The sequence below is a fragment of the Nocardia sp. NPDC006982 genome, assembly GCF_042869435.1.
Classification (GTDB): domain Bacteria; phylum Actinomycetota; class Actinomycetes; order Mycobacteriales; family Mycobacteriaceae; genus Nocardia.
The window spans coordinates 815,631-829,333 of record NZ_JBIAFV010000002.1 but is presented as its reverse complement, the minus strand read 5'-3'; the positions used below and the strand labels follow the sequence as shown (position 1 = coordinate 829,333).

At 66.2% G+C, this 13,703-nt stretch carries 13 protein-coding genes; 7 read left to right on the top strand and 6 right to left on the bottom strand.

All coding sequences use genetic code 11. The annotated features are described in order from the left end of the window. Positions 1-80: 80 nt before the first annotated feature. Entirely contained in the window at positions 81-725 is a 645-nt protein-coding gene (locus ACFYOW_RS12715) for a TetR/AcrR family transcriptional regulator (protein ID WP_387287248.1), read from the top strand. A gap of 48 nt (positions 726-773) precedes the next feature. On the opposite strand, the gene ACFYOW_RS12710 is transcribed toward ACFYOW_RS12715, so the two are convergent. From ACFYOW_RS12710 to serS, 3 genes are all read right to left on the bottom strand, one after another. After that, a complete protein-coding gene (locus ACFYOW_RS12710; RefSeq protein WP_387287245.1) occupies positions 774-2,231 on the bottom strand; it encodes an MFS transporter in 1,458 nt (485 codons plus the stop codon). Positions 2,232-2,342: 111 nt separating this feature from the next. Further along, positions 2,343-4,205, bottom strand: coding sequence for a putative bifunctional diguanylate cyclase/phosphodiesterase (locus ACFYOW_RS12705; protein WP_387287243.1), 1,863 nt, complete (start codon positions 4,203-4,205; stop codon positions 2,343-2,345). A 113-nt stretch (positions 4,206-4,318) separates the two neighbouring features. Next, a complete protein-coding gene (serS, locus tag ACFYOW_RS12700) occupies positions 4,319-5,581 on the bottom strand; it encodes a serine--tRNA ligase (RefSeq protein ID WP_387287240.1) in 1,263 nt (420 codons plus the stop codon). 92 nt (positions 5,582-5,673) lie between these two features. Between serS and ACFYOW_RS12695 the strand changes: the two genes are divergently transcribed. The 6 genes from ACFYOW_RS12695 (at position 5,674) to ACFYOW_RS12670 (ending at position 11,451) form a co-directional block, all read left to right on the top strand. Then, a complete protein-coding gene (locus ACFYOW_RS12695; RefSeq protein WP_387287238.1) occupies positions 5,674-7,365 on the top strand; it encodes an aldehyde dehydrogenase family protein in 1,692 nt (563 codons plus the stop codon). 89 nt (positions 7,366-7,454) lie between these two features. Beyond that, the gene (locus ACFYOW_RS12690) at positions 7,455-8,594 is read left to right on the top strand and encodes a septum formation family protein (RefSeq protein WP_387287237.1); all 1,140 of its coding nucleotides are present in this window, start codon (positions 7,455-7,457) and stop codon (positions 8,592-8,594) included. Beyond that, a complete protein-coding gene (locus tag ACFYOW_RS12685) occupies positions 8,594-8,944 on the top strand; it encodes a metallopeptidase family protein (protein WP_387287235.1) in 351 nt (116 codons plus the stop codon). The genes ACFYOW_RS12690 and ACFYOW_RS12685 overlap by 1 nt, the downstream gene beginning before the upstream one ends. Positions 8,945-9,112: 168 nt before the next feature. Continuing rightward, positions 9,113-9,424 (top strand): PE family protein, encoded by a 312-nt coding sequence (locus ACFYOW_RS12680; RefSeq protein ID WP_387287233.1) that lies wholly within the window; start codon positions 9,113-9,115, stop codon positions 9,422-9,424. Positions 9,425-9,475: 51 nt separating this feature from the next. Continuing rightward, positions 9,476-10,624, top strand: a complete 1,149-nt coding sequence (locus tag ACFYOW_RS12675; protein WP_387287231.1) for a PPE family protein — start codon at positions 9,476-9,478, stop codon at positions 10,622-10,624. Continuing rightward, positions 10,621-11,451: an ESX secretion-associated protein EspG gene (locus ACFYOW_RS12670; RefSeq protein WP_387287230.1), complete on the top strand. Its 831-nt coding sequence runs from the start codon at positions 10,621-10,623 to the stop codon at positions 11,449-11,451. The genes ACFYOW_RS12675 and ACFYOW_RS12670 overlap by 4 nt, the downstream gene beginning before the upstream one ends. Before the next feature lie 32 nt (positions 11,452-11,483). Here ACFYOW_RS12670 and ACFYOW_RS12665 read toward each other — a convergent pair whose 3' ends face one another. Genes ACFYOW_RS12665 through ACFYOW_RS12655 form a run of 3 tightly spaced genes read right to left on the bottom strand, consistent with a single transcriptional unit; the run spans position 11,484 to position 13,508 of the window. Further along, positions 11,484-12,146: a histidine phosphatase family protein gene (locus ACFYOW_RS12665; protein ID WP_387287228.1), complete on the bottom strand. Its 663-nt coding sequence runs from the start codon at positions 12,144-12,146 to the stop codon at positions 11,484-11,486. Continuing rightward, a complete protein-coding gene (gene pheA / locus ACFYOW_RS12660; protein ID WP_387287227.1) occupies positions 12,143-13,057 on the bottom strand; it encodes a prephenate dehydratase in 915 nt (304 codons plus the stop codon). The genes ACFYOW_RS12665 and pheA overlap by 4 nt, the downstream gene beginning before the upstream one ends. A gap of 10 nt (positions 13,058-13,067) precedes the next feature. Continuing rightward, positions 13,068-13,508, bottom strand: coding sequence for a hypothetical protein (locus ACFYOW_RS12655; protein WP_387287225.1), 441 nt, complete (start codon positions 13,506-13,508; stop codon positions 13,068-13,070). Positions 13,509-13,703 lie beyond the last annotated feature (195 nt).

Sequence of the window (13,703 nt, the reverse complement as noted above, 5' to 3'; positions counted from 1 at the left end):
CGCCCAGGCCGAGCACATTCTGACAAGACCGTCTCACAAATTCGAATATCTGGCAAGGATCTATGCCAGAATGGAGCGCAATGGCTACTACCTCGCGGTCCTACGGCGGCATACCGATCGAACAGCGCCGCGCCCGCCGCCGCGCCGCACTGCTCGACGCCGCGCAGGAAATCATCGGGACCTCGGGATTCGCCAAGCTCACCATCTCCGGACTGTGCACCCGGGCCAAACTCTCCGAGCGCTACTACTACGAGAGCTTCAGCGACCTCGACACCGTTTTCAGCGAGCTGTTCGAGCGCATCGTCGACGAAATCGGCCAGGCCGTGGTCACCGCATTCATGGAGACCGATGCCGACATCCGCGCCAAGACCCGAGCAGCCATCGCCGCGGCCGTCGACCTGATCGCCGACGATCCACGCAAGTCCCGCATCGTCACCGTCGAGGCGCAACTGAATCCGGCGCTGCTCAGGCGCCGGGCCGAGGTGATGCGCTCGTTCGCGGGCATCATGATGGCGGTCTGCGCCGAGGAGATCGGTGCCGATATCGTCGAAAGTGCCGGTGACCAAGCCGAATTCGCCGCCACCCACCTGCTCGGTGGGCTATGGGAGACCACCAACAGCTGGCTGACGGGCACCCTCGCGATATCCCGCGACACGCTGATCGACCGCTCCACCGATCAGTTCCTGCTGACCGCTACCCATCTCATCGAATCAACGCTCAGCTGACGAACGGGTGATGGTGCCGCCCGTCGGCAGCGGTGTTACGCGAGATACCTACGAATCGGACTTCCGACGCGGTAGCGAGGAAGGAATCAGCAGGGCAATCGCGAGCACGGATGCACCCAGCAGCGCGACCGTTGTCGACATCGACAGCCACATCGTCGCGACTGAGGCGAAACCGAATACCGCCAGCGCGACAACCTCCGAGGCGAGTCCGGACACCGAAGTGACCGTCGCCCGCGCCGGACCTTCGATCGCGTCCTGCAGCCGAGCCCCCGCCACAACGCTGGCGTTGTAGACGATGCCGTAGGAAACACCGATCGCCGTAAATCCCACGCCCGCAAGCACATACACCGCACCCGGCCAGCGCACGGCGAGACCGGCGACCACCGCGCCGCCGACGAACAGCACACCACCCAGCGCCACCGCGATCGCCATGGCGCGCGCCGACATGCCCTCGGTGCGCCCCGCCATCACCGAACCCACCAGCGAACCGACAACCGTGATACCGACCAGCACCGGCACCACCGCCGTCTCCACCCCGACCTCCTGGGCGAGCAAGGCGAAGTACTCATCGAAGGCCGTAACCCCGAGCAGCAGCGCCCCCAATGCCACGCCATTACGCACGGTACGCACCCGAATCGCCTCCCCCACACCGGTCCGAAGCATGTTCAGATACGTCGCGAACGGCCGTGATTCCGTCGAGATCGACGCAGCGAGATGGACACCCGGCGATCCGGAATCGGCTGTCAGCGTGGGTTGTCGCCGAAGGCTTCCGTCCGCCGCCACACTCCCACTCTGCGCCGGTCCCTGTGCACTGTCACGATCCAACTGCCCAGCTGCAGCGACCACCCGGGACGCGCTCGACTCCTGTAACGGGACCTCGCGAGTTGGGGCAACCACAATCTCGGACGAGCCGGCCGAATCATCCAGATCCTCGACCGCCGCGGCCGATACAGCCTTCGGCGCGCTCGGCAACGACAGCCCGACCAGGGTGTGCACCGCCGCGAACGCCACGCTGCACCAGCCGAGCAACGGATAGCCGCCCCAGATATACAACGGCGTTGCGGCAAGGATCGCGATCACGATCGCGGCTTCCGATGCCGCCCTGGCATATCCGATAATGCGCGGATACGCCCGCTGCTCGTTCCGGGCGACGAGCTCGTCATAGAGCAATGCCTCGAACGTCCCCGACACCAGCGCACCAGAGGTACCCCACAGCACGAAACCGACCGCGAAACCCAAGTAGGTCGGCAGCACAGTCCAGCACGCGAAACCGGCGGTCAGCAGCACACCGCTCGTTACGAGCAGGCCACGCCGCGACACCGTATCGGCCCAGGCACCCGATGGCACTTCGAGCAGGAACACGGTCGCCGACCACATCGCCAGCAGCGACGAGATCTGCCCGGTATTCAACCCATGATCGGCGAACAACACCGCATACAACGCATACAACGGAATCAGATCACCGATGCCCTTGAAGAGCACCGCCCGCACCGTAAGTGTGCGCAAACCGATCCCGCCGGTTAGCGACCTATCGGCTCAATAGTTGTAGATGATCAAACGCATACCGTCAGCCTGACGACCCGCCCCCGAGCACGTCAAGCGATTTTCTGGACGCACTCAGCCGAGCGGCAACCATCCGTTGGCGGTATGCAGGTCCCCATCGCCGAGTTCCCGATCGTTGAGCCCTGGGCCGACCCGCCCCTGATGCTCGTTCAGATCGGTGATCAGTTCCGAGACCGGATGCGAATCGCTGTAGTGATAGCCCTGGGCCAGCGCGAAACCGAGTTCGGTCAGCACCGCGGCCTGGTATTCGGTCTCCACGCCCTCGGCGATCACCTGCAGGTCCAGCGCACTGCTCAGTGCGGCGATCACGCCGAGCAGTGGCGGCGCGGGCGAGTCCGAACGGATCGCGGCGACAAAGGACTGGTCGACCTTGAGGATGTCGCTGGGCAGGGTGGCCAGGCGGCTCAGCGAGGAGTAGCCCGTGCCGAAGTCGTCGATCGCGATGCGGACGCCACGCTCGCGCAGGATGTGCAGATTGCCGATGGCTGTTTGGGATTCGGCCGCCAGCTCGCTCTCGGTCACCTCGAGCACCAATTGATCGGCAGGCCAGCCGGTGCTCGCCAGGATATTGGCTACGCGGTCCGCATAACCGGTCTCGGCCAGTTCCAGACCGCTGACATTGACGTTCAGCGTCAGATCCAGTTGTGCGAAGGTCTCCTGCAAGCGAGCCGCGTCCGCGCAGGCCCGACGCAATACCAGCTCGTCCAGATCGGAGATGAGGTCGTACTCCTCGGCAACCCGGATCAGTCCCTCGGTGGTGACGTCCGGCTGCGCACTCGATGACCAGCGCAGCAGCGCCTCGACACCGACCGCCTTGCCGCCGCCCTCGGTCAGGCTGACGATCGGCTGGTAGTGCACATCGAGTGCGCCCCGGTCGATCGCCTCGCGCAACTCGACCGCCAACGGCAACTGCCGCGACGACTCCAGCACCGTCCGGTTGCGCCCCGCCTGCTTGGCCCGGTACAGACCGACATCGGCCCGACTCACCAGCAGCGAACCCGACTCACCCGGTTGCCACGAGGTGACACCGGCCGAACACCCGGTGGTCACCGATGCCCGCAACTGCTCGGTCAGCAGAATCGCCGCCTGCTCGGTGGTATTCGGCAGTAGCAGCGCGAAGGCGTCACCGCCGTAGCGGGCGAGGCGCTGATCGGGCGCGAGCAACTTCGACCAGGTATCGGCGACCCGCTGCAGCACCGCATCGCCCGCGCGATGGCCGAGGTGGTCGTTGATCTTCTGGAAGCGGTCGAGGTCGACCAGCACCAGCGCCAGCCCCTGACCGGTGCGGGTGGCGGTTTCGATCGCGCCGTTCAGCGCCCGGTCGAAACCGCGCCGGTTGAGCAGTCCGGTGAGCACATCGATATCGGCCTCGGAAGCCATTCGGGTCAGGATGCCGACCACCACGCCGACGCCGAACGTCACACCGGCCGGAATCAACCCGGACCACCACGGCAATGTGGGATGCACCGGCCGCGTCGGCATCACCCACAGGCACATGGCCATAGCGAACGCTATGTGCGCGAATGCCTGCGGCCATGCGAAGAACAATGCGGCATCACAGGCCACGAATACATAGAAGGAGGCGAGACTGATCGCGCCGACGGTATTCGGGAACGCATATACCGCGACCGTCACCAATACCGTCGCAATCGCGACATAACCATGGTGAATCCCATGCGGCAACCGCGGACCCCAGCCGAGCAGGCTGAGTCCGAGCAGCAGCGCCACCGCGGCGGCGGTACCCACCAGTGGTCGATTGCCTTCGCTGCCCGGGGCGATTCCCGTGATCAGCAGGCCGAGCGCGCCCCCCATGACGTAGAAGGCACCGGTGGTCCGGGACATGACCATTGCCGTCGCCAACGCAGACGCGGCCCGCACCCGGGTTCGGGTATCGCCGCGAGACCCGATTCCTCGCACAGGGAATAGCCTAGACATAGAAATTACCGACAGTTGCCACATCCTGTGAATCCGGCATGGCGAACCCCTAGCTATTTACCTGTAGGCAATGTGGGACGGGCTAATTCGAGATGTTATCGCGGTGGTGTCAGCACCTCGGTACCGACGAACGGTACCAGCGCGGCAGGCACCCGGACAGAACCATCAGCCTGCTGATTGTTCTCCAGGATCGCCACAATCCAGCGCGTGGTCGCCAGCGTCCCGTTCAAAGTGGCTGCGATCTGTGGCTTTCCGTTCTCGTCGCGATAGCGCACAGCGAGGCGGCGAGCCTGGAAGGTGGTGCAGTTCGAGGTCGAGGTGAGCTCGCGGTAGGTCTGCTGGGAGGGCACCCAAGCCTCGCAGTCGAATTTACGCGCGGCCGAACTGCCCAGATCGCCCGCGGCGACATCGATAATTCGATAAGGCACCTCGACGGCCGCGAGCATGTCCTGCTCCCAGGCGAGGAGACGTTTGTGCTCGGCCGCGGCCTCATCGGGCGTGGTGAACACGAACATTTCGATCTTGTCGAATTGGTGCACCCGGATGATGCCGCGGGTGTCCTTGCCGTAGCTGCCAGCCTCGCGCCGGAAACACGACGACCAGCCCGCATAGCGCTTCGGGCCGGCGCTCAGGTCCAGGATCTCGTCCGAGTGGTAGCCCGCCAGCGGCACCTCCGAGGTGCCGACCAGGTACAGCTCGTCCTCCTCGAGGTGGTAGACCTCGGCGCTGTGCTTGCCGAGGAATCCGGTACCGGCCATGATCTCCGGGCGCACCAGCACCGGCGGAATCATCATGGTGAACCCGTTGGCCACCGCCTTCTGCGCGGCGAGTTGCAACAGACCCAGCTGCAGCAGCGCACCGTAACCGGTCATGAAGTAGAAGCGCGCGCCCGAAACCTTCGCGCCGCGTTCCATATCGAACAGACCGAGCGACTCGCCGAGCTCTACGTGGTCCTTGGGCTCGAAGTCGAATTCCCTTGGCGTGCCGATGGTCTCGAGCACGATGTAGTCGTCCTCGCCGCCCGCCGGGGCGCCTTCCTGGACCACGTTCGAGATGGCACGATGGGCGGTGTCCATATCGGCGTCGGCGGCATGCTGCGCGGCCTCGGCCTCCTTGACCTTCGCCGACATCTCCTGCGCCTGTTCCAGCAGGACGGACCGTTCCTCCGGCTTCGCCTTGCCGATCAGCTTGCCCATCGCCTTGTGCTCGGCGCGCAGGTTATCGGCGTTGGCCACCGCCGCACGGCGCGCCGCGTCCGCCTCGAGCAGGGCGTCGACGAGGGCGGGGTCTTCGCCGCGGGCGCGCTGCGAGGCGCGGACCGCGTCGGGGTTGTCCCGCAGGAATCGGAGGTCGATCATGGGTGACCAGCCTAATGGTCGCGGTATTGCTGTTTCACGCCGATATCCCAGGATGCGGACCGTGCCGCGATGTACGCGCGCATAGTTGGCTTGTGGGCACAACTTTCGACGAAACCGCTATTGATAACGCAGTGGCCGATCTGGTCGCGGGTGAGAAAACGTGGGCGCACACCCCGCTGCGGCGCCGCCGCGAACTTCTCGACGATATCCACGCCCGTACCGGCCGCTTCTCCCACGAGTGGGTGCGGGCCGCGCGCACCATCAAGGGCCTGGATCCGGACTCGCCGCTGGTCGGTGAGGAGTGGATGTCGGGTCCGATGACGCTGCTGCAGGCCACCGCCGCGCTGTCGGCCACGCTCTCGGCGCTGGAGGAAGGGCGCAGTCCGCTCGACGGGGTCGCATTGGCCGAGGCTCCCGGCGAGCGGGTCGCGGTGCCGATCCTGCCGCTCGACTTCTACGACCGATTGCTGCTCAGCGGCTTTCACGGCGAAGTGTGGCTGCGCCCCGGCGTCGACGCCGATACCGCCCGCCGACGCGCCGGACTCGCCCAGCTCGATCCCACCGCGACGGGCGGCGTCGGCGCGGTCCTCGGCGCGGGCAATATCACCTCCATTCCCCCGCTGGACGTGCTGTACGAGCTCTACGCTCACAACCGGGTGGTGGCACTCAAGCTGAATCCGATCACCGACCCGCTGTTCACGGTGTACGAGATGGTCTTCGCACCGCTGATCGAGCTCGGCGTACTGCGGATATTGACCGGTGGGGCCGAGGCGGGTGGGCACCTGGTGCACCACGGCGACGTCGCGCATGTGCACATGACCGGCAGTATGCGAACCCACGACGCGATCGTCTGGGGCCCGGACGGCAAGGCCACGGGCCGGCCGCTGCTGGACAAGCCGATCACCAGCGAACTCGGCGGCGTCTCGCCGACCATCGTGGTGCCCGGCGAATGGGAGGATGCCGACCTGCGTTTCCAGGCCGAGCACGTCGTGACCCAGCGACTGCACAACGGCGGGTACAACTGCGTCGCCACCCAGGCGGTGGTGGTGAGCGCGGGGTGGCCGCAGAAGGACCGGTTCCTCGCCGAGCTTCGGGACGCGATCGAGCGCGCGCCACAACGGCGGGCCTACTACCCGGGCAGTGACGATCGGGTCGCCGCTGCACTGGATTCCTATCCGGACGCCGAGCGGCTCGGGCCGGATCACGAACGCGTACTCGTCGAAAACCTGCCGTCGACCGAAACGCCGCTGCTGCGCACCGAATACTTCTCACCGGTGCTCGGCGTGGTCGAACTGCCGCATACCGGCGGTGAATTCCTGCAGCGCGCGGTCGATTTCGCGAACGACGAGGTGATCGGGACGCTCGGTGTCAACGTGATCGCGCACCCGAACACCATCAAACGGCTCGGCATCGCCTTCGACCGCGCCGTCGAACGGCTGCGCTACGGCGCCATCGCGGTGAATGCCTGGACCGCACTGGCCTTCCTGGCCCCGCGCGCGTCCTGGGGCGCGTATCCCGGCCACACCCTCGATGACGTCCAGAGCGGAATCGGCGTGGTGCACAACGCCTTCCTGCTCGACGATGTGGAGCGCACGGTAGTGAGCGGACCGTTCCGGCCGTCGCCACGGTCGCTGCTGCGCGGCGAACTGGCGCTGTCGCCGAAGCCGCCGTGGTTCGTCGACAACGCGACCGCGGCCGCGACGGGACGCAAGCTGACCGAGTTCTACGCGACCGCCAATCCGGCGCGGTTGCCCGGTCTGTTCCTGTCCGCATTCCGTGGATGACGCACCGCGTATAGGTACGACCGGGGCGCGTCGAATCGATTCGACCAGGTCGTGGCACCAGCAATCAGACGCTGACATGATGGGTCGCAATGTCTGCTGATGATGTGACCATGGACCCGCACGAATCCGAGCCGCCCTCGGGCGGGTCTTCGCGCGCGGAATCGTTCCCGCAGTCGGTGATCATCGACCGCGACGCCGTCGCCGACGGCAAGCTGCATCTGTCCGCGCCGAAGCTGCGTTGGGTATTGCTCGCCGCAGCGACCGGTGCCGTCATCATCTCGCTGGTCGGTCTGTTCATCACCGGCTACGACAACGACAAGGGTCTGGAGGCGCACAATCCGGGTTCGCCCGGCCAGACCGCCTTGGACAAGGAGTTCGGCACCGCGGCCAGGGGCGATTGCCTCAGCTGGAGCAAACAGGACCGCGGCGATCTGGTGAAGGTCGCCTGCTCCAACAAGCATCTGTTCGAGGTCGCGGCCGATGTCGATATGGCCAAATATCCCGGCGTGGAATTCGGTCCGGGCTCACGCTTTCCGGACTCGCTGCGACTGACCGAACTCAAGGAAGAGCACTGCACCCCGGCCGTCGACCAGTACCTGAACGGCAAGTTCGATCCGCGCGGCCGCTATGTCGTCGGCCTGATGTATCCGAGTCCGGACGGGTGGAAGCACGGTGATCGAACACTGCGCTGCGGACTCCAGTTCTCCGGTAGCACCGGCACTCCGTTGCCGACCACCGGCGCCGCTACCGAGCACGATCAGTCGAAGGTCTTCGAGCCCGGCACCTGTCTTGGTATCAATCAGAATCTGCCCACCGATCCGGTGGACTGCGCGCAGGCGCATGCCGTCGAGATCGTGTCCACCGTCGACCTCGGCCAGCACTTTTCCGGCGGCCCGCCCGCCAAGGACGACCAGGACAAGTTCATGGAGGACGAGTGCGCAAAGGCGGCCAACGACTACCTCGGCTCACCCGACGCGGTGCGCAATAAGACGTTGACGCTGTTCTTCGACTACCTCGACGCACGCAGCTGGCTGGCGGGCAGCCGCAAATTGGACTGCATGATCGGAAAGGGCACCGACCGTGAGGGTTTCGCACCGATCACCGGATCGGCGAAGGGCGAGATCCTGATCAACGGCCAGGCTCCGGTGCCGCCGCCGAATTCCGGACGCTCCACCCCCGCCCCGCTGCCCGGCGCCGCACCGCTGCCACCGCAGCCGCAACCGCGCTGATGGCGGTGACCATGTCCGCGGACCGGTTCGAGGAGCTGGTCGGCGATGCGCTCGATCTCATTCCGCCGGAGTTGGCTCGCGCCATCGACAATGTGGTCGTGCTGATCGAACCGCGCAATCCGGAGGATCCACATCTGCTCGGGCTTTATCACGGAATCGCGTTGACCGAACGCGACAGTCACTATGGCGGCTCGCTACCGGACACCGTAACCATCTATCGCGAGGCGATTCTCGACGTCTGCGGCGATGAGCGCGAGGTCGTCGAGGAGGTCGCGATCACTGTGATCCATGAGATTGCACACTATTTCGGCATTGACGAAGACCGGTTGCATGAGCTGGGATGGGGCTAGTCTTATCCAAGCTGTATTTCGGGCTCGGCTCGACGAGCGCGAAACCAGCACGGATGACCGGAAGAAACTTGGGGATTCGATGGAACCGATCGCGTTGCTGTCGCGTCCTATCACTCGAAGGGGGAATTCTCGTGGTTCCGCCCCACAGCCACTAGAAGGAGTCGAGTCATGGTTGGACATGTACTGATCTCGCCCGAGGCCATTCTCGCTGCCGCGGCCGAACTCGATCTGGTCGCCGAGCGGCTTTCCGCAGCGTCCATGATCACCGCGCCGGCCACACACGTGATCCCGTCCGGTGCCGAAGAGGTTTCGCTCGTATCCGCCAGCCACTTCAACCAGGGCGCGGTGACCCACGATCATTCGATCGCCCAGGGCATTCTCGAACTGCACCATGCTGCCCAGACACTGCGTATGCAACTGGCCCAGCACATCGCCGGCGACGTCGTGCGCGCCGCCGGAGTCAACGCAATTCAGGTCTAGCCCACACCGCTGTCCTCAACCACCATTCAGACATTCAGGGGAGTTACAAGCATGGTTGCAGGAGTTACCGGGGTCGTGTGGATCGCCCGGCCATCCGAAGTCAATTCGGCCACCCTTCACGCGGGCGCACACGCGCTCCCGATTTCGGCTGCCGCTACCGCGTGGGGCGCACTCACCGCCGCCTGGGTCGACGCGACGACCACCGTTGCCCGCGTCATGGCCGAACTCGGCGTCGGCATGCAGGGCGTCAACGGTATCGCCGCGCTCGGCAAGCTGACCGGATTCCTCGGCTGGTCCGAGCAGCAGGGCGTGCAGGCCGCGGCGATGGGCGGTAAGGCCGCGGCGAACGTCATCGCTTACGGCGTTGCCGCGCTCGCGATGCCGAGTCCACCCGAAATCGCGGCTGTCAATGCCGCGTTGGCCGCTTCGACCAACCCGGCCGGCGCCGTCAGCGGCGCCATGGAGGCCGCCGAGGTCGCCAGGAACGCCATGGACATCCGCGCGGCGCTGGTGATGGAGACCTATGAGGCGGCGACCTCGGCGATGTTGGCCACACCGGCCGACTTCATGATGCCGCCGCCGATCGCTGCGGGCGCGGGTCAGGCCGAGCCGAGCGGAAATGCCGATGCCGCGTTCGGAGCGCCCACCGACCCGATCTCGACGGCGGTCGCCGCCGTGCAGGCGTTCGTATCCAACCCGGGTGTGGCCAGTGCCGCCACGCAGGCCGCACAGGCGGTCGGTTCGGTGGTCAGCACCGGTGTTTCGACGGTCGGCAGTGTGGCGACCAATGCGGTCACCGCCGCGGCAAGCACGCCGATGAGCACCATGGCCCCGATGGCGATGGGTGGCGCGATGGCCGCGGCGGGCAGTGCGGCCGCGACCCGTGCGGTCTCGTTCTCCGGAATCTCGGCCGGTGCGGGCGGCACCCAGCTCAAACTGCCGGAAGGCTGGGGTACGGGCAGCGTCATCGGCGGCAACACAACGACAGCGGCACCCGAGACGGTCGCATCTGTCGAAGCCGCACCAGCCCGGTCGAGCAACAGCGGCGCGGGTAACCCGTTGCTGGGGAACCAGGCTCGTGGCGACGAGGACGACGAGTCCGAGCACGACAGCAAGGTCGACCTGCGGTCCGATCACTTCACCGACGGCCGCTTCGCCGCGGACGGCGTGATCGGCGCCAACGCCGGGACGGTTGGGTGACCGTCCTCGGTACCAGTGGTGGGCCCTCCGCACTCGAGGCGGTTGTGCTGTCGCCCGACGAGATCCAGTTTCTCCGCGAGAAGCTGGATCTCGATGACCTTCCGGTTGTGCTGAACGCATACGCTCGCTTCGACAGTGTGCCCGCGCTTCAGGCGGCAATGGCCCGCGCGGCCGAGTCGCTCGAACAACGAGACCTGCTGATAGACAACGTGGTTCAGCCCGACTTGGAGGACCGACTGCGGGTACTGAACCGCCCGCACTGGATTGTCACCATGCGGCTGATCGTCGAGGGGTACGTGAGTCGTTTCTGTCTGGCGAAGAGCGATGACCTTTCCGTCGTCGCCCTTCGCGGGCAGGACTCGTATGTGATCGACGAAGTGGGAATCGACCTGGCCGGCACCGTGATAGCGGCGCTGGGCACGGCCCCGCCGCTCGAGCTCTACGGCATGAACGCACCGACCGAGGAGCTTGCCACGATCTTCGAGGACCTCGGTGATGCCGCTGCCACCGCCGAACGACTCGCAAAGGTTGGCACTCCCGCGCAGGACGCGCAAACCCTCGCGTCGGCCGTGGTCGAAATCCATTCGCATGCGCAGATCAGCGCCGTGCTGTACGGGGACGGCACCCGCGACATCGTCGACAAGCACATCGCCGTATTCAACACGCGCAACGGACGATTCATCTCGACGGCGAGCGTTGCCGACGACGGCACCAAGTGGTCGTCACTGGCCAGCGGTACGCCCGCCCGCCTGCGCGCCGCCGTGGAGGATCTGATCCATTCCTTGCCGGAGCGGGAAGAGTTTCCGAGAAGTCCGACGTTGGCCTGAGGGCTGAGCGGGGCACTGTGCCCCAAGGGGATTCAGCCCATAGGGTCGTCGGCGGTTGGGGCCACTTCGTAGGCGAAGGGTGGCGTGAAGCGGCCCCAACGGATGCATTCCCAGCCACCCACGGGGCGGGGGACGAGTTCGATGGTTTCGGTGTTGTCGAGGTGGTTGTTGGTGGTGAAAGGCGGTGCCACACCACTGAGGTTCCGGGAGACCAAGCGCATGGCGGCGCCGTGGCTGACCACCAGGATGTCGCCGTCGCTGCCATCGGTCAGGTATTTGGTGCGCAGGTCCTCGACGACCGGTAGGAAGCGGGCCAGGACGTCGTATCCGGATTCGCCGCCGGGGACGCGTTCGGCGAGATCGCCTTCGTGCCAGGCGCGGTAGATCCGCTGGAAGTACGAGTGGGCTTCCCCGGTGTTCAGACCCTCCATCTCGCCGACCTGAACTTCGTGGATGTCATCGAGCACCTCGACCGGTACGCCGGTCGCCGCCTCGATGTATCCGGCGGTCTGTCTGGCGCGCAGCGCGGCCGAGCAGAACAGCGCCTTCGGCGGTCTCAACAGACTCGAGCCGAATGTTTTCGCTTGGGCCGCACCACGTTCGGTGAGCGGTAGGCCGGGGAGACGGGTGTCCAAGATCTTGGCTACGTTGCCTTCGGTCTCGCCGTGGCGAACGAGTATCAGTCTGCCGGTCATAGGTCGGCCACCCCCTTACGCAATTGGGTCAGCCACTCGGCGGCCGGTTCATCCGAGGGCGGTGGGGTTCCGGTCGCCGAGGTCGCGGGCCAGGAACCGAGGAAACGGATCCGCGCCGTGCGGTGCAATGCCTTGAGTGCCTCGGCGACCGCGGTGTCGTCGATATGCCCGACGCAGTCGAGGTAGAAGCGATAGGTGCCCATACCTGTTCGGGTGGGCCGGGATTCGATTCTGGTGAGATCGATACCGCGGGTGGCGAACTCGGCGAACGCGCGCATGAGCGAGCCTGGTTCGTTGGGCAGCTCGAGCACAATCGAGGTGCGGTCCACACCGGTTGCCGACGGCGCGACTCGAGGGCGGGTCACCAGCACGAAGCGGGTAATCGCCTGGTCGTGGTCGGCGACACCCGACGCCAGCGCCGTCAGACCGAGGCGTTCTCCGGCCAGCGCGGTGGAGACCGCGGCGTCGGCACGCCCGGCCGCGACGTCCTCGGCCGCGGCCGCATTCGAGGCCGAGGTGTACATCTCGACATTCGGCAGCGTGCGCGCTATCCACAGCCGCACCTGGGCACCGGCGACCGGATAGGCGGCCAGGATGCGAACATCGGCCAGCTCCGTGCCCGGCCTGGCCAGGATCGCAAAGCTCACCTCGAGCTCGGTTTCGGCGACGATCTGTAGCCGCGGACCGATGGCCAGCGAATCCAGGGTCGACGATATGGAGCCCTCGACCGAACTCTCGATCGGCACAACGGCACCCTCGACATCACCGGACCGGATGAGATCTAGCGCCGCGCTTTGGCTGGGCGCGGCAATCCGCTCGACCGGTCCGTCGAAGGCTTGCGAGGACTCGAGCTTGGCGAGGGCCATCTCGGTAAAGGTTCCGGACGGCCCGAAGTACGCGATTCGCGGCACGGTTACGACATTACTTGCGTGCGCGGAGGATGCTCAGAGTTCCAGCTAGATCGTCGGGGGCATCGGATTCGATCGCTAGCAACACGCTGCGCGCAGCCTCGACCGCGGGCGGCTTCAACGAGGTCAGAAAGGCGATATCGGGCCGAGCCAACGCCGCCCGAATATCCTCACCGCACAACGCCGCAACCGTTCCCGCGACAATAGCCAGCGCGCGCTGCCCATCGGAGGTGCGCGCAATGAACCCGCCATCCGAGTGCGTGACCCCGACCAGAAAACCGGCGATCTCCGCATCGCTCACATCCGCGTCGAGAACCCGGACGCCGGCCGCCCCGGTCCCCACCGCCCGCACCAGCCCCTCATCCAAACTCCGCCGCGCCGCCGACGGCGCCGCCAACGAAAGCAACACCGGCTCCCCCGCCACCCCATGCGCCGCCTGCACTCCATCCGCCATACGTCCACCGTAACCACGCCCACCCACCACCCCGCTCGCCTGGGCTCGGGGGGCCACCTGCCCAATCCCCGCCCGCGCACGGCGGTCGGCCACCCGACGGCGTCCACCCTCGCGCCGGGTCGCCCGATGACACGCACTCGCCTACACATGCCAGTGCCACCTCCGCCCGCTCCGCGCGTTCGACCCGCGCGGCCC

Excerpts from the sequence above, each read along its gene's own strand:
- ACFYOW_RS12675 (WP_387287231.1), top strand. The coding sequence starts at position 9,476 with ATGGTTGCAGGAGTTACCGGGGTCGTGTGGATCGCCCGGCCATCCGAA.
- ACFYOW_RS12690 (WP_387287237.1), top strand. The coding sequence starts at position 7,455 with ATGTCTGCTGATGATGTGACCATGGACCCGCACGAATCCGAGCCGCCC.
- ACFYOW_RS12655 (WP_387287225.1), bottom strand. The coding sequence starts at position 13,508 with ATGGCGGATGGAGTGCAGGCGGCGCATGGGGTGGCGGGGGAGCCGGTG.
- ACFYOW_RS12665 (WP_387287228.1), bottom strand. The coding sequence starts at position 12,146 with ATGACCGGCAGACTGATACTCGTTCGCCACGGCGAGACCGAAGGCAAC.
- ACFYOW_RS12680 (WP_387287233.1), top strand. The coding sequence starts at position 9,113 with ATGGTTGGACATGTACTGATCTCGCCCGAGGCCATTCTCGCTGCCGCG.
- ACFYOW_RS12715 (WP_387287248.1), top strand. The coding sequence starts at position 81 with ATGGCTACTACCTCGCGGTCCTACGGCGGCATACCGATCGAACAGCGC.
- ACFYOW_RS12685 (WP_387287235.1), top strand. The coding sequence starts at position 8,594 with ATGGCGGTGACCATGTCCGCGGACCGGTTCGAGGAGCTGGTCGGCGAT.
- serS (WP_387287240.1), bottom strand. The coding sequence starts at position 5,581 with ATGATCGACCTCCGATTCCTGCGGGACAACCCCGACGCGGTCCGCGCC.